This is a genomic window from Stackebrandtia albiflava (genome assembly GCF_007994225.1).
Taxonomy (GTDB): domain Bacteria; phylum Actinomycetota; class Actinomycetes; order Mycobacteriales; family Micromonosporaceae; genus Stackebrandtia; species Stackebrandtia albiflava.
In genome coordinates this window covers 1349706-1370508 of sequence record NZ_VLLL01000006.1, presented here as the reverse complement: position 1 = coordinate 1370508, position 20803 = coordinate 1349706, and the positions used below count along the sequence as shown (strand labels likewise).

14 protein-coding genes are annotated in these 20803 nt (G+C 70.4%); 7 read left to right on the top strand and 7 right to left on the bottom strand.

Features of this window, described 5'->3' with window-relative positions:
• Positions 1–10: 10 nt before the first annotated feature.
• The 3 genes from LX16_RS17245 (at position 11) to LX16_RS17235 (ending at position 2197) form a co-directional block, all read left to right on the top strand.
• Positions 11–1447 carry a GuaB1 family IMP dehydrogenase-related protein gene (locus tag LX16_RS17245; RefSeq protein WP_147140082.1) on the top strand — a complete coding sequence of 479 codons (1437 nt, stop codon included), beginning with the start codon at positions 11–13 and terminating at the stop codon, positions 1445–1447.
• 45 nt (positions 1448–1492) lie between these two features.
• Positions 1493–1681: a hypothetical protein gene (locus tag LX16_RS17240; RefSeq protein ID WP_147140080.1), complete on the top strand. Its 189-nt coding sequence runs from the start codon at positions 1493–1495 to the stop codon at positions 1679–1681.
• Positions 1682–1798: 117 nt separating this feature from the next.
• Complete coding sequence (locus LX16_RS17235; RefSeq protein ID WP_147140078.1) at positions 1799–2197, top strand: VOC family protein; 399 nt, start codon at positions 1799–1801, stop codon at positions 2195–2197.
• A gap of 51 nt (positions 2198–2248) precedes the next feature.
• Here LX16_RS17235 and LX16_RS17230 read toward each other — a convergent pair whose 3' ends face one another.
• The gene (locus tag LX16_RS17230; protein ID WP_147140077.1) at positions 2249–3640 is read right to left on the bottom strand and encodes an NAD(P)H-quinone dehydrogenase; all 1392 of its coding nucleotides are present in this window, start codon (positions 3638–3640) and stop codon (positions 2249–2251) included.
• Positions 3641–3712: 72 nt separating this feature from the next.
• On the opposite strand from LX16_RS17230, the gene LX16_RS17225 reads away from it, so the two are divergent.
• Positions 3713–4159: a gamma-glutamylcyclotransferase family protein gene (locus LX16_RS17225; protein ID WP_147140075.1), complete on the top strand. Its 447-nt coding sequence runs from the start codon at positions 3713–3715 to the stop codon at positions 4157–4159.
• Positions 4160–4335: 176 nt separating this feature from the next.
• On the opposite strand, the gene LX16_RS17220 is transcribed toward LX16_RS17225, so the two are convergent.
• The 4 genes from LX16_RS17220 to LX16_RS17205 all read right to left on the bottom strand — a co-directional run bounded on the left by LX16_RS17220 (position 4336) and on the right by LX16_RS17205 (position 12638).
• On the bottom strand, positions 4336–4581 hold the full coding sequence (locus LX16_RS17220; RefSeq protein ID WP_147140073.1) for a hypothetical protein: 246 nt from the start codon (positions 4579–4581) through the stop codon (positions 4336–4338).
• Between the two features lie 221 nt (positions 4582–4802).
• Positions 4803–6038: an amidohydrolase gene (locus LX16_RS17215; RefSeq protein WP_147140071.1), complete on the bottom strand. Its 1236-nt coding sequence runs from the start codon at positions 6036–6038 to the stop codon at positions 4803–4805.
• Positions 6039–6415: 377 nt separating this feature from the next.
• Entirely contained in the window at positions 6416–11689 is a 5274-nt protein-coding gene (locus LX16_RS27995; protein ID WP_147140069.1) for a WD40 domain-containing protein, read from the bottom strand.
• 40 nt (positions 11690–11729) lie between these two features.
• Complete coding sequence (locus LX16_RS17205) at positions 11730–12638, bottom strand: hypothetical protein (protein ID WP_147140067.1); 909 nt, start codon at positions 12636–12638, stop codon at positions 11730–11732.
• A 106-nt stretch (positions 12639–12744) separates the two neighbouring features.
• On the opposite strand from LX16_RS17205, the gene LX16_RS17200 reads away from it, so the two are divergent.
• Entirely contained in the window at positions 12745–13968 is a 1224-nt protein-coding gene (locus tag LX16_RS17200; protein WP_211354553.1) for an ArsB/NhaD family transporter, read from the top strand.
• 27 nt (positions 13969–13995) lie between these two features.
• On the opposite strand, the gene LX16_RS17195 is transcribed toward LX16_RS17200, so the two are convergent.
• Both LX16_RS17195 and LX16_RS17190 read right to left on the bottom strand, forming a co-directional pair.
• Positions 13996–15045 (bottom strand): DUF6346 domain-containing protein, encoded by a 1050-nt coding sequence (locus LX16_RS17195; RefSeq protein WP_147140063.1) that lies wholly within the window; start codon positions 15043–15045, stop codon positions 13996–13998.
• Positions 15046–15208: 163 nt separating this feature from the next.
• Complete coding sequence (locus tag LX16_RS17190) at positions 15209–16789, bottom strand: acyl-CoA mutase large subunit family protein (RefSeq protein ID WP_147140061.1); 1581 nt, start codon at positions 16787–16789, stop codon at positions 15209–15211.
• Positions 16790–17368: 579 nt separating this feature from the next.
• Here LX16_RS17190 and LX16_RS17185 point away from each other — a divergent pair.
• Together LX16_RS17185 and LX16_RS17180 are read left to right on the top strand one after the other, a co-directional pair.
• Entirely contained in the window at positions 17369–19072 is a 1704-nt protein-coding gene (locus LX16_RS17185) for a serine/threonine-protein kinase (RefSeq protein ID WP_147140059.1), read from the top strand.
• 63 nt (positions 19073–19135) lie between these two features.
• A complete protein-coding gene (locus tag LX16_RS17180; RefSeq protein ID WP_147140879.1) occupies positions 19136–20785 on the top strand; it encodes a phosphohexomutase domain-containing protein in 1650 nt (549 codons plus the stop codon).
• Positions 20786–20803 lie beyond the last annotated feature (18 nt).

Here is a 20803-nt window from a genome sequence, read left to right as displayed (position 1 = left end):
GGGGGCGACGATGCGGTTCCACAACGGGGAGGTCCCGCAGACCGACCTGACCTATTCCGACGTGTTCATGGTGCCGACCCAGTCGGCGGTGACCTCCCGGCTCGCGGTGGACCTCTCCACACGTGACGGCTCGGGCGCCGCCGTACCGATCGTCGCCTCGAACATGACCGCCGTCTCCGGCCGCCGGATGGCCGAGACGCTCGCGCGCCGGGGCGGCCTGGCGGTGATACCGCAGGACATCCCGGTCGACGTCGTGGCCGAGGCCGTCGAGTGGGTCAAGTCCCGCGACACCGTCACCGACACGGCTCTGACCCTCACCGGCGGGCACACCGTCGGCGACGCGCTGGCGTTGCTGCCCAAGCGGGCCCACGGCGCGGTCATCATCGTCGACGACGACCGGCGGCCGGTCGGCGTCGTGACCGAGCACGACTGCGTCGGTGTCGACCGGTTCTCCCAGCTCCGGTACGTCGCGTCCACCGACGTCCTGACCCTCTCGGCCGGGACACCGGCGGAGGACGCCTTCAACCGGCTGTTCGAGGCCAACCGCAAGCTCGCCCCGGTGGTCGACGCCGACGGCAGGCTCAGCGGCATCGTCACACGCCCGGGTGCGTTGCGGTCGACGCTCTACCGTCCCAACACCGACGCCGCCGGGCGACTGCGGATCGCGGCGGCCATCGGCATCAACGGCGACGTCGCCAAACGCGCCGCGCAGCTTGTGGAGACCGGCGTGGACCTGTTGGTGGTCGACACCGCCCACGGCCACCAGGAACGGATGCGCGAAGCGCTGTCACTGGTCAGGGCCGTCGTCCCCGACACGCCGCTGGTGGCGGGGAACGTCGTCACCGCCGAGGGCGTCGCCGACCTCGTCGACGCCGGTGCCGACATCGTCAAGGTCGGTGTGGGACCGGGCGCCATGTGCACCACCCGCATGATGACCGGTGTGGGCCGTCCGCAGTTCTCCGCGATCCTCGAATGCGCCGCGGAGGCCCGCCGGCTGGGCAGGCACGCGTGGGCCGACGGTGGCGTCCGGCATCCCCGCGACGTCGCGTTGGCGTTGGCGGCGGGCGCCTCCAACGTCATGATCGGATCCTGGTTCGCCGGCACCTACGAGTCGCCGGGCGACCTGCAACGCGACGCCGACGGCAGGTTGTACAAGGAGAACTTCGGCATGGCCTCGGCAAGGGCCGTACGGCTGCGCACCGCGGCCGACTCGCCGTTCGAGCAGGCGCGCAAGGCGTTGTTCGAGGAGGGCATCTCCACGTCGCGGATGTACCTGGATCCGGCGCGGCCCGGTGTGGAGGACCTGCTCGACACGATCGTGGCCGGTGTCCGCAGTGCCTGCACCTACGCCGGGGCGTCCGATCTGGAGGAGTTCCACGAGCGCGCGGTCATCGGCGTGCAGAGCGCCGCCGGTTTCACCGAGGGCGCTCCGCTGTCGGATTGGTGACCGGTCGTGTACACGCCGGGACGACCGGCTCGGTAGCATCCGGGGATGACCTCTCCACGGTCCGGTACGGAAGTCCTCGTGGTCGATCTGCCCACCGAACTGATGTCACGGCTTCGCGACCTGGTCGGCGGTGAACTGTTGCACCGGTTCATCACCGCCGCGGTCGCCGAGCGGCTGCGGGAGTCCACCGGCGACCACCCGGGCCGGCCCGGCGGTGCGTCCGGGCGACCGTGATGTCAGACCGTCGATGTGTAATGGCGCCACACCGATGACGTGACCGGTTCGTGCGCCGGGACGTCCGGAGGTCGCCTCCGGCGCCGGGTGACGGCCACACCGACGAAAGGCGACCCCATGGCGTTGCGCTGGTATTCCACCGTCGTCGAGAGCGTCGACCACCGGGCCTTGGGAGCCTGGTGGGCGGAGGCGATCGGCTGGGACGTCCTCTTCGACACCGACGAGGAGGTCGTGGTCGTGCCGCCGTGGGCGGGCGAGCTGGGGCCCACGTTGGAGTTCGCGCAGCGCCCGCCGGGTCTGGTGTTCGTGCCGGTGACGGAGCCGAAGCGTACGAAGAACCGGCTCCATCTGGATTTCGCCCCGCATGTCGACGAGGACCGGGACGCCGTGGTCGCCCGCCTGATCGGACTCGGCGCCAGGCGGGTCGACGTGGGACAGCCACCGGAGGCGACCTGGGACGTCCTGGCCGACCCAGAGGGCAACGAGTTCTGCGTGCTGTCGAGCCGCGAGGTCTGAGGCCGCCGCGGCGTCACCACGGCGGCCGGTGCGCACCACGGGCGCGGCGGGTCAGTGGAACTCGTGCTGCATGAGCTGCCGGGCCGCCTCGGCGAGCGAACCGGAGAACGACGGGTAGATCGTGATGGTCTGCGCGAGCTGCGCGACCGTCAGGTGGTGCTCGATCGCGAGCGACACCGGCAGGATCAGCTCGCTCGCCTTCGGGGCGACGATGACACCGCCCACGACCAGTCCGGAAGCCGGGCGGCAGAACAGTTTGACGAAGCCGTCGACGTGGCCGGACATCTTCGCGCGGGCGTTGCCCTCCAACGGGAGCGTGACCGTCCTGGCCGGGACCCGGCCGGAGTCCACGTCGGCCTGGGTGGCGCCCACGGTCGCCAGTTCGGGGTTCGTGAACACGTTGGCCGCCACCGTCTGCAACTGGAGCGGCTTGACGGCCTCACCGAGTGCGTGCCACATCGCGATCCGGCCCTGCATGGCCGCGACGGACGCCAGCATGTGGACGCCGGTGACGTCACCGGCCGCGTAGACGCCGTTGACGTTGGTGCGGGAGACCCGGTCGGTCGTGATGAACCCGCCCGGACCGAGCGCGACACCGGCCTCGGAGAGGCCGAGACCGGCGGTGTTCGGCACCGACCCGACGGTCATGAGCGCATGGCTGCCGGTGAGTTCACGACCGTCCGCCAACGCGACCACGACACCGTCGCCCTCGGCGGCGACCCGCATCGCGCGGGCGTTGGGGATGATCGTCATGCCGCGTTCGGCGAACACCGACTCGATCGCCTGGGCGGCGTCGACGTCCTCGTGCGGCAGGACGTGTTCGCGGGACGACACCAGGGTGACGTCCACTCCCATCGCCAGGTAGGCGGAGGCGAACTCGGCGCCGGTGACGCCGGATCCCACCACGATGAGCTTCTCGGGGAGCGTCTCCAGGTCGTACACCTGCCGCCACGTCAGCACGCGGCGGCCGTCGGGGCGGGCGTCCCGCAGGATCCGGGGACTGGCGCCGGTGGCCAGGAGCACGACGTCGGCCTCGACCTCGTAGGGCTCGCCCGCGGAGGGCACGATGTGGACCCGGTGACTGAAATCACCGCTGCGGCCCAGCAGTTTCGCCCGCCCGGTGACGTATTCCACGCCGACCTTCAGCAGTTTGGCGCAGATGTCGGCCGACTGCTGCAACGCCAGCAGCTTCACCCGGTCGTGCACGGCGCCCGCGTCGACGGTGATGTTCTCCGCCATGACGCCCAGTCCCTCGGCGCGTTGTATCGAGGTCATGGCCGTGGACGAGGCGATGAACGTCTTGGAGGGGACGCAGTCGCTCAGTACACAGGCACCACCTGCGCCGGTGTCCTCCACCAGCGTCACATCGGCGTCCAGTTGGGCGGCCACCAACGCCGCCTCGTACCCGGCCGGCCCGCCCCCGACGATGACAATCCGCGACACGACCGACCACTCACTTCCGTTATTGCCGACAACTACCGCATACCGATTGTCTCTCACGCTATCTTCTTAAGCGTGCCGCTGTATGCCGCCTATGGCTCAAACCTCGATCCCGGACGCATGCGGGCGACCTGCCCCCGGTCCCCCATGGTGGGAACCGGGTGGCTGGAAGGCTGGCGCCTCACCTTCGGCGGCCGGGAGCTCGGCTGGGAGTCCGTCGTCTCGACGGTCGTCGAGGACGCGGGCGAACGCACCTTCGTGGCGTTGTACGACGTCGAGTCGACCGACGCGGGAACCCTCGACGAACTCGAAGGCGCCACCGGTGGCACCTATCGCCGGATCCACACCACCGCCGCGACCCTCAACGGCGACCAGCCGGTCTGGTTGTACGTGCTGAACGGGTACGAGGGCGGACTGCCGAGCGTGTGGTACCTGGCCGAACTGGCCGCCGCCGCGGAGAAGGCCGGCGCGCCGGCCGACTACATCGCGGCGCTCCGCAAGCATCCGACGACACCCTCGTAGGCCGGGTGGTGTCTCCGGCGGGTAAGCCCCGCGCGGACGGTCGTATGCGCGTACCCTGATGTCAACCGGTCGGTAACGACGTCGGGACGGTCGCCCGGTGAAGGCGACCGCCCCGCGAAATCGGTTAGCGGCGGTGACATCGTTGCCACGTAGGGCACCGTCGCTGACCACCGTCCTTACAGGACGTCGAGCAGACCCCAGCTGTCGTCGACGTTGGTGGCGTCGCAGTCGACGAAGTTGACGACGATGCTGTCATGGGCCATGACGTTGCCGCAGATGTTGCCGGCGTTCTGGTCGTCGCTCCAGCCGCCCTCGACGACCGGCGCGGCCTCGGAGGCCTGAGCGGTGCCGCCCGCGAACAGGATCGCGCCCGTGGCCAGAGCCGCCACCGCCAGAGTCTTACGCGCCCATGAGTTGGTCATGTTGATTCCTCTCGTTGTCGTGTGAGACGTGCGACGCACCGCCCGCGACGTATCGTCACCGAGCGGTTACGCGTCCACCACATGGAACACCAGAGAAGGGCCGGAGGAACCGGGTATCGCGAAACTGACGGGAAATTGACACAAAGGGGCCATAACCCCCCGATCGGTTGTCGCACATGACCCGGGCCGTGCCGTCGCGGGCGACGTCACGGCCCGGGTCGTCAGTAGGCCGCGGAGCCGCAGGCGGCGAGCGCGGTGTGCACGAGGACGCGGACACCGTTGGCGATGGCCCGCTCGTCCACGTCGAAGTCACCCTGATGCAGGTCGAGTTGCTCTCCGGGACGCCCGACGCCCAACCGCGCCATCGCGCCCGGCACCTGCTCCAGGTACCAGGAGAAGTCCTCACCGCCCATGCTGACCGGGGCCTCGACGACCGCCGACTCGCCCAGCGCCGCCGCGGCGGCGCCCGCGAACACGGCGGTGGCGACCCGGTCGTTGACGACCGGCGGAACGCCACGGGTGTACGTGACCTCGGCCTGGGCACCGGTCGCGCGGACCACGTCCTCGATGATCTGCGTGACCATGTCGGGGACGGTCTTCCAGGCGTCCCGGTCCAGCATCCGGACGGTACCCCGGACGCTCCCCTCCTGCGGGATCGCGTTGGCCGCCGAACCGGCGTTGATCGCGCCGAACACCAGCGCGCATCCGGTGCGCGGATCCAGGCGCCGGTCGAGCAGCGCCGGGACGTCCACGACGACCCGCGACAGCGCGTGCACCAGGTCGGTGGTCAGATGCGGCCGGGACGTGTGACCGCCACGGCCGCGCAACTGCACCTCCAGCATGTCCGAGGCGGCGGTCAGCGGCCCGGAACGGACGCCGATCATGCCGCAGGGCAGTTTGGGGTCGCAGTGGAAGGCGTAGATCGCCGACACGTCGTCGAGCGCGCCGGCGCGCATCATGACCGGCGCACCCGAGGGGAACTTCTCCTCGCTGGGCTGGAACACCAGCCGCACCCGGCCCGGCAGTTGGCCCCGGCGGTGCAGTTCGGCGAGCATCAGACCCGTGCCCAGCAGCACCGTGGTGTGGACGTCGTGACCGCATGCGTGGCAGACGCCCTCGACGGTCGACCGGTACGGAACGTCCTTGGGGTCGGTGATGGGGAGGGCGTCCATGTCGGCGCGGAGCGCCACGATCCGGCCGTCCTCGCTGTCACCGATGTCGCACAGGACACCGTTGCCACCGGGGATGAGGCGCGGTTCCAGACCGGCGGCCCGGAGTCGTTCGGCGATGTGGTTCGCGGTGCCCTGTTCGAAGCCGGAGAGTTCCGGATGGGCGTGCAGGTGGCGGCGTACGCCGATGAGTTCGGCCTCGTGAGTCTGGAGCCAGCCGTCGAGCACACCGGAGAGCGGATCGGAGGATCCCGCTTCGCGGCCCGACGGCCCTGGCTCGACATACATGACTTGATCCGCCTTTGTTTCTGCGGTCAGCGTCGGCATGGTGGTCACTGATCCACGGCTTTCGCATCGAGAACGGTTGATTCGGGGAACGTCGGTCAGCCTAGACCGACGATTGTTACGGTGCGCAACCGCCGCTGGGTCTGAAGACGGCTCGGTTCGGCCGTTGTCGATTCGTGGAGATGTTGACCGTCCACGACTCGATGACATCGACACCACGTCCCACACCTCCTATAACGCATCGGAGGGCACAAGGTTACGGGCGCGGCCGACCGCGGTGGCGACGACGACGGTCTATGCGGTTCGTGACTCGCCCGTGGGTAACCATCACGTTGAGTAATGAGAAATCGTGCCACGTCGTGGGATTCGAATTCACTGTTTTATCGAGAATTTACATTCCATTGACCGTTGTTACCCATAATGCGAGCGGTGTGTAACAGGCCCCCGCCTAAGCGTGCTTCGCGAGGCCGGAACGGGGCGCCCAACGGGAGGCGGCGCACCTGCGGCAGGAACGCGTCCAACTGCCCGAGCTCGAACCGGCACGCCCCGAGCACATACCACAGGTGACCGTTGACCCTGCCGTCCACCTTGTACTGGCCGTCCGACGTCATGGCCGCCCAGCCCTCCGGGAGTCCGGAGAGGATCAGTTCCAGATGTGGATCGTCGTCGATGCGCCACAACCGCGTCGTACCGTCGTCGCCGCCCGAGGCGAGCAGGGAACCGTCCGGGCTGAACGCCAGCGTCCACACGCTGCGCTGGTGACCGCGCAGCACCCGGTCCACCACGCCGGTGTCGGGGTCCCACATGCGGATCGCCAGGTCGTCCCCCGCCGTGGCGACCCGGCCGTCCGGATGGAACGCCACCGTCCACAGCTGTCCGTTGTGCTCGGTGAACTCGCGTTGCAGGGTCCCGTCCTCCGGGTTCCACACCAGCGCCCGCCCGTCGAGTGAGGCGCTCACCAGCAACCCGCCGTCGGGACTGAACGCCACCGAGTACACCCGGTCGGTGTGCCCGGTCAGGGTGGCGAGAAGCCGGCCCTCGGCCGCCAGCCAGACCCTCACCCGGCCGTCGTCGCAACCGGTCGCCAGCAGGGAACCGTCCGGGCTGTACGCGATCGACCGGACCCTGCCGCGGTGCTCGCGCAGCACGTGGATCTGCTGCCCGGTGGTACGGCGCCACAACCCCACCGTGTCGTCGTCGTTGGCGGTCGCCAGCACCTCGCCACGCGGGTCGAAGGCGATCGCCCAGATCTCGCGGTCGAAGCTGAAATGCCGCTCGAACGCCCCGGTCACCAGGTTCCGCAGGCTGATGCGGTGCTCGTTGCTGACGGTCACCAGGATCGGTTCGACCGGGTGCAGGACGACGTCGCCGAAACTGCTCAGGCCGTGGTCGCCGCGGCCGTGCTCCACCGGCTCACCGATCCGGGTGTCCCACAACCGGACCAGCCCGTCGCTGCACCGGGTCGCGAGCATCCGCCCGGTGCGGTCGAAACTCACCGAGGTGACCTGCCTGCCGTGCCCGGCGATGGTGTGCTCGCATCGCCCCTCGTCGCTGTTCCACAACCGGGTGATGTTCTGGTCGTCGCTGATGGCCAGTTGCGCCGAATCCGGCCGGAACTCGAACGGCCACACCGAACCGGTGTGCTCGTCCAGGGTGCGGTGCGGTTCGCCGGTCTCGGCGTCCCACAGTTGCACGGTGCCGGAACGGTCCCCGCTGGCCAGCCACCGGCCGTCCGGCGAGAACGCCACCCAGTACAGGTGCGCGGCGTGCCGGAGCGGACCGTACACCGGCCGTCCCGTGTCGGTGTCGAAGACGTGGACGGCGTCGCCGGTGTCACCACACGCCAGCAGCGGCCGCGTCGGGTGGAAGGCCAGGCTGTACACCCTGCCCGACGGCTCCTCCAACACCCGGAGCCGTTCCCGGCCCCGGCCGTCCCAGAGCTGGAGCGTCCCGTCACCGCCCCCGACCGCCAGGTACCTGCCGTCCGGGGAGTACGCGACCCGGTAGACCGGCCTGTCGCAGATGCGGTGCTCGGCGAGCAACCGCCCGTTCACCGTCGAGAGGACCCGGACGGCACCGCTGCGGAAGGCGACCGCGGCGACGTCGCCGTCGGGATGGAACGCCACCGAGTAGGCGATGTCGTCCGCCACGTCGAACCGCCACACCGGCCGTCCCGTCGCGGTGTCCCACATCCGCAACACCCCCGCGGCGTCCCCGGTGACCAGCAGGCCGCCCTGCGGCGCGAACTCCATGGGCCACACCCAGTGGTGGTGTGAACCGGTGACGCCCAGGGGTTCGCCCGTCGCGACGTTCCAGATCCGCACCGTACCGTCCGCCGACCCGCTCGCGAGCCGTTCGCCGCCGGGTTCGAACGCCACCGCGTACACCCGTGCCGAGTGCCCGCTGAGCGTCCGGATCGGCTGCCCGGTCGCCGAGTCGCACAACAGGACGCCGCCGTCGTCCGAGCCGATCGCCACGATCGTGCCGGTGCCGTGGTACGCCACCGACGCGGGCAGCCTGCCGATCCGCTGATCGAATCCCACCCGCACACCGACCGACGCCGGGTACAGCTGGGCCTCGACCCGGTGCCGGCCCGACACCACCGCCCCGGTGGCCACCGCGTGGTCCAGCAGCAGCGGGTCGGCGGAGACCTCCACCAGCGCGGCGTGCCCCCACCGGCTGTCCCGCCACTGCGCTCCCGCCAGGTCCACGTGCAGCAGCCTGGTCCGGTCGAGCACGGCGTCGGTGAGGTCCACCCGGTTCAGTCTCGCGTTCTCCAGTCGCGCCCCGGTGAGATCGGCACCCGACAGGTCCGCGCCCGACAGGTCCACTCGCGACAACAGGGCGTCGCGCAGGTCGGCGCCCCGCAGGTCCACACCGGGCCACTGCCGTTCGCTCAGGTCCTCGCCCCGCAGGATCGCGCCGCGCATGTTCCTGCTGTACGGCGTGTGCAGCGCCGCGGCGATCCGGCGGGCGTTGAAGTGCGCGACCTCCTGGGCGACGTCGACGTGGTCGCGGACGTGCTCGATCCAGCGGCGGCAGTGCGCGTGGTCGGCGAGGTCGCACAGGAAGTTGCGGGCCAGGTCGGTGAGGCGCCGCTCCGACAGCAACACCGGATCCGCGCCCGGTTCGGCCAGTTCCTCGGCCAGCCGGGCCGCCACCAGCCACTCCATGATGGACGAGTGGATGAAGGTGAACGGCTCGTCCTCGCCGTCGTCGACCTCGTCCACCGCCTCGTCGGTGTCCCCGAGCCGGACCAACAGGGAACCCGACCCGACGGCGTGGACTCGCTGATCGGTCGACAGGACCCGCGCCGTCACGCTGGTCAGCGTCTCGGCCACCTCCGTCAACCGCGACAACGGCAGCGCCGCCGTCCGCTCGGTCCACAGTGTCGTCGCGAACCGGGTGACCGCGTGCATGAGCTCGTCGACGGTCAGCCCCGCCGCGCCCGGCCGCTCCGCCTCGAAACGCAGCCAGGCGTGCAGGATCTCCCGGTACAGGTCGGCCGGGCTCAACGTCACCCGGCTCTCCGCGACCCGGCGCAACTGCGCCGCTTCGAGGGAGGCGATGAAACCCAGCATCCGGGGGTTCATCGCCAACTCCTCCAGGTTGGCGATCCGGCCCACCAGTTCCAGCCGCTCCCTGGCCCGCGCGGTGTCGCCGCCGAAGTGGTTGACCAGGAACGCCTCGATCTGGCCGTGGTCGAATCGGCGCAACGACAGGATCCGGTGCTGCGGCAACGACTCCACCCGCTCCCCCAGGGCGGTACGGACCTGCCGGTGGGACCGGAAGTGCTGGGTGCGGCTCGTGACGAAGATCTTCGCCTTCCCCTTCGCCGCCTGGATGAGGTGCGACAGGTGATCGGCGGCCGTGTCGTAGGTCAACCGTGCCGCCAGCTCGTCGAAACCGTCGAACAACAACACCAGCCGGCCCTGCTCCAGCAGGTAGTGGAAGGCACGCAGGTCGATCCGGTCCTCACCGTGGTTGGCCAGATGCGAGGCCACCATCGCCGGGACCGTGTTGGGCCGCTCCTGCCTCCCCAGTTCGATGTAGAGCGGCATCAGGTGCGGATAGCGTTCCGGGATCCGCTGCGCCAGTTCCCGCAACGCGAACGTCTTGCCCGTCCCGAACTCGCCGAGCAGGAGCACGAAACGGCCGTGCGGATCGTCGGCGAGTTCCAGCAGTTCTTCGAGGAGCGTGTCACCGCGTCGCGCCTGCTGCGCGTCAAGGTCGCGGAACCGCTGCGGCACGTAGAGGTCCGGCGCGTAGGCGCGGCTCGACGCCAGGAGCTGGTTCTGCTTGCGGACGTACCGGCTCAGGTCGAACAGGCCGCGCAATCCCTGGAACTCCAGGAAACTCTGGATCCGCACCGCGCGACGCCGCGCCTCGGCGTGCAACTCGTCGCCGGGCGGCCGGTCGGAGTCGTACACCAGGTACGACTCGAAGGCGGTGCTGCCGGAGAACGCCGCCCCCAGGAAGTCGGTCAGGTCCGCGCGGTCGGGCGATCCGCACACCACGCCGACCTGGATCTGGCTGACGATGCCGCCCTCGCTGCGGGTTATCAACAGATACGCCGGATCCGCCTCGATGCGGTTGATCCGGGCGTCGGCGAACCGCACCTGGCACACCTCGTGCACCCGGTCCAGCAGGATCTGATGCGGGTCGCTGGTTCTGACCGGCCCGGCCGTCACCGGTACCGTCGCCACCTCCACGGGACCGGCGGGCACATCCGGGGCACCGAACACGTCGACCAGCCCGGTGAAGCCGTGCGGCCGGGCCACCACCGGTGCCTCCGGCCCGCGCCACACCCGGACCTCCTCCACGCCGATCTCCACCAGCTCGGGAACACCCGTGGGCGACGCCTGGTGTGCCAACAGGCCGCCCGCCAACTCCACCAGTGGCGCGTCACCTCGGCGGGCGCCCTCCCCGGGCCCGTGGAACAACAGGTGCAGCCGCGGCGCGAGATGCCGGTTGAACTGGTCGGTGTCGTGCAGCATCCCGTGGTGCAGCCGCAGCCGGGTGCCGGCGTGCACGGGCGCGTGGTTCATGACACCCAGCCGCAACCTACCGGCCTCGACGGCCCCGCCCAGCCACCGCGCGAACGCGGCCGTCTGCCGCTGCCCGAGACTTCCGCCGTCGTGCTCCGGGAGATGGCTCATCGACCACGTCGAGTTGAACGCCGCCACCGACAGACGCAGATCGTCGTAACCGAACTCGCTCCACGGCTGGTGTTCACCGAAACCGGCACCGGGGACGTCCGAGTACAGGTCGGCGAAGATCGCCGCGAACCGTTCGAGTTTCGGGTAGTACGGCTCCCGGGCCGGGACCTCCTCGTCCTCACACAGCGCGAAGTGCGCGCGGCACTTCGACAGGCTGATGTCACCGCGACCGGGCACCGTCACCAGCCTCCCCGGCGCCGTCGTCAGCTCGTCCCGCAACTGGGTGAGGAACCGCAACGCGTGCTCCATACCGGACGGTGTCGCCGAGGCGGTGACGTCACCCGACACCACCACCAGATCGGGAACGGGCGCGCCGGCGTTGCAGAGGGCGTCGGTGTGCGCGACCACACCGGCGGCCTGCGCCGCCCAGTCGCCGCGACCGTCGAGCCGGGGACCGGGCACGTGCAGCACCGAGATCGTCTCCGCCGGGGACATCGCCTCACACCTTCGTCGTCGGCCGCGCGGGCGGCTGCTGTCAGTTGCGGCCGTCGCGTGCCGGAAGCGCGGCGGTCACCGCCGCCGCCAACCGGGAGAGGTCGGCCCGGCGGTAGTCGTCGGGGAGGACGGCCAGATCGACCAGCACCGCGTTGAGTTCGTCGATGTCCACGACGTCGGGCTCCTCCACGCGGTGCCGGGACTGTTCCAAGGGTAGTTCCCTGCCGTGGGAGTAGCTGGCGGCCAGATCGTACTGCCAGCCCCGGAAGTGGGAGAGCGAACCGGACACCAACAGGCTCTGTGCGCCCCGTGGCAACGGATCCACCGACACGGCGCGGTCGGTCAGGTCCACGGTGAACATCGACAGGTTCCGGGACACCGCCACCCGGGGACGCACCGTCGTCCGCAGCCCCAGGTAGAACAGGGCGACGATCGTCACCAGGATCTCGTCCCGGACGTCGGCCGCCCGCCAGTCGTTCTCGCCGCCGGAGCGGAACTGCGCCGCGTAGCGTTCGCACAGCCCCGTGTCCATCGGGTCGGCCAACTCCACCTGTAGGCCGAACGCGCCGCCGCGCCGGCCGCCCTCGGCCGCCAGCCGTGGCAGCAACCGCCTGCGCAGCAACGACCCTGTGCCGTCCCGGTGCGCCCAGTGCGTCGTGTGGTCCCGTTCCTCCGTCAACACCCGGTCGACGGCGGCGTCGTCCAGGCAACGCAACGCGCTCGCGTCCTCCAGCGCCTTCTGGCGGCCCCGGCGGTCCCGGATCACCGCCAGGGCGTAGAAACCCAAAACCAGCAGGATCGCCTCGTTGATGAACTCGTCACCGCCGAACACGTCCAGCAGGCTCACCGCGGCGACCACGAAGGCCATACCGCAGGCGACGATCAGGTCGAGGTAGTCACCGGAAGACCGTGCGAAACCACGGATCCGGTCGCGCACGGAACGCCGCATGACTGTCCCCTTCGGAATACGGGTGGACCGGGCCGCCACATTCTACGGTCGGACGGCCACTCAGCGCAGCGGCCCCGATTCGCGGCCCTGTGAGACCATTGCCGCCGTGTCCCACGCATCACCGGAGCGCGCCGCACGCCGCATCGCCCCGCTGGACCGGGTCCGGTTCGGCATCCTGGCCGCCGGCCTGCTGTGTTGGGCCACGGGTCTGCTCCCCCACGCGGACGCGGTCGCCAGCCTCACCCGGGTGGCGCCGCTCCTGCTGTTCCTCGGCACCGTCATGGTGATGGTGGTGATCCTCCAGCACTCCCAGGTGTTCGACGTCGCCGCCGCCGGTCTGGCCCGGCTCGGCCGGGGGAATCACGCGGTCCTGTTCGGTTGCACCGTCGCGCTGGCCGCCGCCACCACGATCTTCCTCAACCTGGACACCACGATCGTCCTGCTGACACCGGTGATGCTGGCACTCGCCCGCGAGACCGGCGCCCCCGGACTCGCACTCGGCATGACCACCGTGTGGCTGGCCAACACCGCCAGCCTGCTGCTCCCGGTGTCGAACCTGACGAACCTGCTGGCCGCCGACCGGATCGGCCTGACACCACTGGAGTTCGCGGGCCGGATGTGGCTGCCGCAACTGGCCGCGCTGCTGGCCACGGCGGGCTGCCTGTGGTGGTTCTACTGGCGCAGAAGGCATCGCGAGCTCGACGTCTACCGGTCTCCCTCGCTGCCTCCCGTCGCCGACCGGCCGCTGTTCACGGTGGCGGCGGTGGTGTGCGCCGGATTCGTCGCCGCCGTGCTCGCGGGAGTCCACATCGAACTCGTGTCCACCGCGGCCGCCGTGATCCTGTTGGCCTACTGCCTCACCCGCCGGCGTGACCTGCTCGACTGGTCGCTGTTCCCCTGGCGGCTACTGGTGTTCGTGACCGGGCTGTTCCTCCTGGTGCCCGCGATCATGTCCTGGGGCGTGGCGGACCTGCTGTCGGTCGCCGTCGGTGACTCGGCCGACGACGCAGAGACCGTGCGGGCCGGGCTCACCGGAGCGGCACTGTCCAACCTGGTCAACAACCTGCCGGCGTACACGGCGGTCGAGTCGGTGGTACCCGAAGGGCACCTGACACCGTTGCTGGGACTGCTCATCGGCACGAACGTCGCGCCGATCGTACTGCCGTGGGCGTCGCTGGCGACCCTGCTGTGGTTCGACCTGGCCACCGGACGACGCGACGGCGGCACCGACCGGATAGACGTGCCGATCCGGCGGTTCATCGCCACCAGCGGCGTCCTGGCCGTGCTGGCCACGGCGGGCAGCCTCACCGCGCTCGTGCTCACCGGCTGAACCCTCCGCACCGCCGGGCGGGACCACTCACCCGGTGACGACCGCCAGGATCGCCGCCGGAACGATCAGCAGCACCGTCAACCGCCACCAGGAACGCTCCACGGCCCGGACCGGCCGCCCCACCAGACGACCGGGCTTACCGAAATCCTTGGGCGCCAGGTAGTCCAGCTCCACCCGGTCACCCGGGCGCAGTCGCAGGGCCACCCTGCCCGCCGGATTCGTCGTGCCGTCCGCCCGCCACACGCCGGCCCGCAACATGAACAGTCTCCGGCTCGGTACGGGTATCTCGTACTCCGCCCACTCCGACAGCGGCACCGACACACCGTTCACCGACAGCAGCGGCGGCCGGGTCGGTGCCTCACCGTCGTGCCGGTATCCGAAACGCACGGCGACGAGGGCGTCCCCCGTGACTCCGTCCGGCGACTCGACGCGGCGCACGTCCCCGGGCGCGGGCCACGCGACCGGGATCCCGGCGCGGGAACGACGTGTCTGGAACCGTCGCGACACCCTCGCGCCGCCCACCACCGACGCCGCCAGGCACCACGCGGCGGAGACCAGGCACACCGCGGCGACCGATCTGCCGACCACCTGAATGAACGGCCCGGGACCGGTCGAGGCCGGATCCCCGGACCGGTACCACTCACACCACCGCAGTGTCGCGTCGCAGCGGGTCCACAGCGTGACCGTGTCGCCCACCGAGTCCGGCGACACCACGGACCGGCCGAGTGTCCGCGTGATCCGCTCACCGTCCGGCATCGTCGCGGTGACGTCGCATTCGGTCCACTCCCCGACGCCGTACCAGTGGATCCCGGTCACGGTGCGACAGTCCAGTACCTCCACCGGTGTCGTCCGCATCGGCGCGAACGGCGGCGCGAATCCCGGATGACCACCGCCGATGGAGATCAACGTGAGCCCGAACACGACCGCACTCGTCAACAACACCACGGCCTTCAGCACGTTGGCGACCCGGCCCGTGCCGGTCCACACGGGGACGGGGCGTCCGGCGGGCGGCGGTACGTCGGGGTGCGCCGAGTCGGCGGCGGGTGCGGCAGGGCGGCCTGGGGCGTCGGCGTTCATCGTGATGACTTCCACGGAGAGGGGTCGCCGAACGGGCAGGCGACGTGGGCGGGGGCGGATCACCTGCCGGAGTGATCGAGGCCAATCTAACCGACCGGCAGGCGGCCCCGGCGGGGCACCGGCCTCGCCCGGTCCGCGACTCCCGAAGACGCGGGCGTGGCCGTCAGAACGACTCGGGTGGGCGGTAGGAGCCCCAGACCTCGCGCAGCGTGTCACAGACCTCCCCGACGGTCGCCAGCGCCGCCAACGCCCGCTTCGCCGGGTACAGCACGTTGTCGGTCCCGGCGGCGGCGGCACGTACGGCGTCGAGGGCCCGGCGCACCTCGTCGCCGTCCCGTTCGGCCCGCAGACGTGCGAGACGTTCCCGTTGCGCCGCCTCGATCGCCGGGTCGACCCGCAGCGGCTCGTAGGGTTCCTCCACGTCCACGGTGAACCGGTTGACACCAACGACGACCCGCTCACCGGAGTCGATCTCCTTGGCCGTGGCGTACGCGGTGTTCTCGATCTCGCCCTTCTGGAATCCCGCCTCGATCGCCGCCACCGAGGACCCGAAGTCGAAGACCCGGGCGATGAGGTCCTGCGCGGCCGCCTCCACCTCGTCGGTCATCGCCTCCATGAAGTACGAACCGGCGAAAGGGTCCACGGTCGCCGTCACGTCGGTCTCGTAGGCGAGGACCTGTTGCGTCCGCAGCGCGAGACGGGCCGCCTTCTCTGTCGGCAGGGCTATCGCCTCGTCGTATCCGTTGGTGTGCAGGGACTGCGTACCCCCCAGTGCCGCCCCCAGGCCCTGCACCGCGACCCGGATCAGGTTCACCTCCGGCTGTTGCGCCGTCAACTGGACACCGGCGGTCTGCGTGTGGAAACGCAGCATGTGCGACTTGGGATTGCGGGCGCCGAACTCGTCACGCATCACCCGTGCCCAGATCCGCCGCGCCGCGCGGAACTTCGCGATCTCCTCCAGCAGCGTGGTGCGCGCGACGAAGAAGAACGACAGGCGCGGCGCGAACTCGTCGACGTCCAATCCGGACTCGATGGCGGCCCGCACGTACTCCATGCCGTTGGCGAGGGTGAACGCGATCTCCTGCGCGGGCGTCGCGCCCGCCTCGGCCATGTGGTATCCGGAGATGGAGATCGTGTTCCACTTCGGAATCTCGTCGCGGCAGTACGCGAAGGTGTCCGACACCAGCCGCAGCGACGGCGCGGGCGGGAAGATGTAGGTTCCCCGCGCGATGTACTCCTTGAGGATGTCGTTCTGGATGGTGCCGGTCAACGCCGACGACGCGACCCCCTGCTCCTCCGCCACCAGTTGGTACAGCAGCAGGAGCAGCGACGCCGGCGCGTTGATCGTCATCGACGTGGAGACCTTGTCCAGCGGGATCCCGTCGAACAGGGTGCGCATGTCCGCGAGGGAGTCGATCGCGACACCGACCTTGCCGACCTCGCCGTGCGCCAACGGGGCGTCGGAGTCGTAACCCATCTGGGTCGGCAGGTCGAAGGCCACCGACAGGCCCATGGTGCCCGCCTCCAGCAGCTGGTGGTAGCGGCGGTTGGACTCGGTGGCGGTGCCGAAACCCGCGTACTGCCGCATGGTCCAGGGCCGGGCGGTGTACATCGTCGGGTACGGGCCCCGCGTGTAGGGGTACTCACCGGGCGCTCCGAGCCGTTCGCCGAGACCCGGCGCGACGTCGTCGGGACCGTAGACCGGCGCGATGGGGAAGCCTGACTCACTGTGACGAACGGACATGACGCCGATCTTAGAGGCTGTCCTCGGTCCTCGTTCGTCGCGAGCGGTGTCCGGTCGAGTGCATTCGCAAGGCGGAGGAGGCGCTGCGTACCGGTGTTGTACGCAGGGCCTCCGACAACGCCGCGAGGCGCCGACCGGGCGACGCGCAGCAGAACAGCAGGACCGAGGACAGCCTCTCAGAGGCTGTGGATCACAGGGGGCGCGCTCATCACCGCCGGGTGACCCGTCCGGGGGCGCCGGGGCGGACGGCCCGGTCACCCGCGGTGCGGGGGCCGCCATCCTCCACCCCATGGCTTGAGCGTAGAACGAGAATCCGGACCCTGTCGAGCCGGTGGACGCGCGCCTGTGGACAACCCGGCGGTTGTGGACAACCGTGGACGTGTGACGCCGTACGGCCGCACGCCACCCACACGCCCCCGGAAGGCCGTCCGAGGGCGAGGCGACAGCAACGGGGGCCGGATCGGAAATCAGCCGGAACCTTGACAGGTAGCCGCGACTCCACTCACCGTGATGGGGGCGACCTGGATGCGCCGGAGTGGCGAAAGCAGGCCACACTTATGTCCGTAAGGAGGCGCCCCCGTGACTTACCCGCCCCCCGGTCCGCAAGCCGATGAGCGGCCCCACTTCCACACCGGCCCTGCGACCGGACCACAAGCCCAGTCCACCGTCCTGGCCAGCAGATACGAGCTGACCGCCCGCATCGGCGACGGCGGCCACGGCACCGTGTGGCGTGCCCACGACCGGCTGCTCCGCCGGGACGTCGCCGTCAAGGAGGTGATCCTGCCGCCCGGCCTGTCCCCGGAGGAACGCGACCAACTGTGTCAGCGCACCCTCCGTGAGGCGCAGGCCGCGGCACGCCTGTCGCACGCCTCGGTGGTGCGGGTGTTCGACGTCATCACCGAGAACGGCCTGCCGTGGATCGTGATGGAGCTGCTTCAGGCCCGCAGTCTCGCCGAGATCATCGGCGGCGACGGTCCGATGCCTCCCCGGGTGGTCGCCAAGATCGGTCTGGCCCTGACCGGTGCGTTGGAGGCCGCGCACGAGGCCGGCATCCTGCACCGCGACATCAAACCCGGCAACGTGCTCATCAGCGGTGACGGCCGGTGCGTCCTGTCGGACTTCGGTGCCGCGGCCGGTTCCGCCGGCACCGGGCACACCGCCCCGGGCATGGTCCTGGGCTCGGCGCACTACATCGCGCCGGAACGTGCGGTGGGTGGCCCGGCCGAGCCCGCCAGTGACGTGTTCTCGCTGGGTGTGACGATGTACGCCGCGCTGGAGGGCCGACCGCCGTTCGAACGCGGCGAGACCTCGGCGACCATGCACGCCGTCGTCCACGATCCGCCGGAGGCGCCCCGCAACGCCGGTCCGCTCGGTCCGCTCCTGGCGGGCCTGTTGGAGAAGGACCCGAAACGCCGGGTCGATCTGGCGCACGTGCGCAACACGCTGACGGCGTTGCTGGCCGGTCCGCTCGCCGGTGACGGTCCGCAGTCGCCCGCCTCACCCCCGACCTCCGGTGGCCCCATCTCCGGCATCCCGATGCCGCCGCCGGTGACCTCGCCGGCGGGTCCGGCCGGTCCGCCCGTGGGGCCGTCGCCGACGTCGGCGTTCGCGGCGCCACCGCCCGGTTTCCCTACCGCGCCCGACGGGTACCGGGAGACTCCGGCCGCCACGACGAAGCCCAACCGGACGCCGTTGCTGCTGGCCGGGGGGATCGGTGCCGTCGTGCTGGCGATGGTCGTCACCCTGATCGTCGTGTTGTCCTCCGGTGAGGAGGAGACGCCACCACCGATCACGTCCACCGGCGACTCCGAGGAGGAACCACCTCCCTTCGAGACCGAGGTGTACGCCGACCCCGACGGCCGGTTCACGGTGGAGATCCCCAAGGGATGGGACATCGTCAAGGGCGGCGAGACCTATGTCGACGTCGTCGATCCGGACAACGAGGACCGGTGGCTGCGGTTGAACGTGCCCCCCAAGGAGGGCGACCCGCAGAAGGTCCTGGAGAACGCGGAGAAGGGGTTCAAGAACGACGGCCGCAACTTCGTGAAGGGGTCGTTCGAACGGATCTCGCTGGAACCCGCACAACTGGCCGGTGTCGACGGCTACCAGTTGGAGTACAAGGGGATCCGCGCCAACGACGAGCAGCCCCGTCACGCGATCTGGTTGATCGTCCACACCGACACTCACAACTACCACGTGTACATGTCGGTGCCGGAGGAGCTGTTCGCCGACAGCCTGGCGATCTACGAACACGCGGTGGCGACGTACGAGTTGACCGCCTGAAACGCTCCGGGTGTACCGGTTCCGAGAGCCGGTTGTGAAAGGATCGCAGCCATGGCAGATCCGATGACGACCGACACCTTGGACAGTCTGCGCGCCGTGACGTTGCGGTGGATCACCGACGATCCCGACGCGGCCACCCGGGACGAGTTGTACCGGCTCCTGGACCGGCTGCCGGAGTCCCACGGTGAACTGGCGGACCGGTTCGCGGGGCGACTCGTGTTCGGTACGGCCGGGTTGCGCGGGCCGGTCCGCGCCGGCCCCAACGGGATGAACCGCGCGGTGGTGCGGGCCGCGGCGGCGGGCCTGTCGGCGTGGCTGCACCGGCAGGGCGTCAGCGGCCCGGTCGTCGTCGGTTACGACGCCCGGAACGGTTCGGCGGAGTTCGCGGATGAGACGGCGCGCGTCGTCACCGGTACCGGCCGTGACGCCCTGGTGCTGCCCCGGCCGTTGCCGACACCGGTGCTGGCGTTCGCGGTGCGGCACCTGGGCGCGGTCGCCGGGGTGATGGTCACCGCCAGCCACAATCCGCCCGCCGACAACGGTTACAAGGTCTACCTCGGTAAGGAGCTCGGCGGCGCGTCGGGCGCGGGGGCACAGATCGTCTCCCCGGTGGACACCGAGATCGAGGCGGCGATCGCCGGTCTCGGACCGCTCGCCGACATACCGCTGGGTGATCCCGGCACGGTGTTGGACGACTCCATCGTGGCGGAGTACCTGTCGGCGGTCGCGTCGGTGATCGACCGGGACGATCCCAAGGAGTTGACGGTCGTCGCCACGCCGATGCACGGCGTCGGGGGCGAGGTACTGGTGGCGGCGATGGAACGGGCGGGTTTCGCGCCGCCGTCACTGGTGCCCGAGCAGGCGGCCCCGGACCCGGCGTTCCCGACGGTGGCGTTCCCCAACCCGGAGGAGCCGGGGGCGATGGACCTACTGGTCGGGCTGGCGGACCGGTCGGACGCGGATCTGGCGATCGCGTTGGACCCCGACGCCGACCGGTGCGCCGTGGCGGTGCCCGACGCGTCCGGTTGGCGGGCGTTGCGGGGCGACGAGCTGGGCGTCCTGTTGGCGGACCACCTGATCCGGCGCGGCAGGCGCGGCGTCTACGCCACCACCATCGTGTCCTCTCAGATGCTGCGGGCGATGTGCGAGGCCCGGGGGGTGGAGTACCGCGAGACATTGACCGGGTTCAAGTGGATCGTGCGCGCAGACGAGGACCTGGCGTTCGGTTATGAGGAGGCCATCGGCTACTGCGTCGCACCGGACGCGGTGCGCGACAAGGACGGCGTGTCGGCGGCGTTGTTGACGTGCGAACTGGCCGCCGGGTTGAAGGCGGCGCTGTCGAGTCTCTCCGACCGGCTGGACGAGCTCGCCCGGGAGTTCGGGGTGTACCGCACCGATCAGCTCTCGGTGCGGGTGGAGGATCTGCGGGAGATCACCGACGCCATGGCCCGGTTGCGCGCCGACGTCCCGGCGACCCTGCTGGACGAACCGGTCACGGAGTACGACGACCTGGCGCCGGACGCCGACGTGGTGACGCTACGGACGGCGTCCTGCCGTGTCGTGGTGCGGCCCTCGGGTACCGAACCGAAGCTGAAGGCGTACCTGGAGGTCGTGGAGCCCGTCGCCGAGGACGACGTCCCGGCGGCCCGGGAACGCGCCGCCGCGGCGTTGCAGGCGTTGCGGACCGAGGTGTCGGCGGCGTTGGGCCTGTGAGTCCGGCCGCGCCGTGGT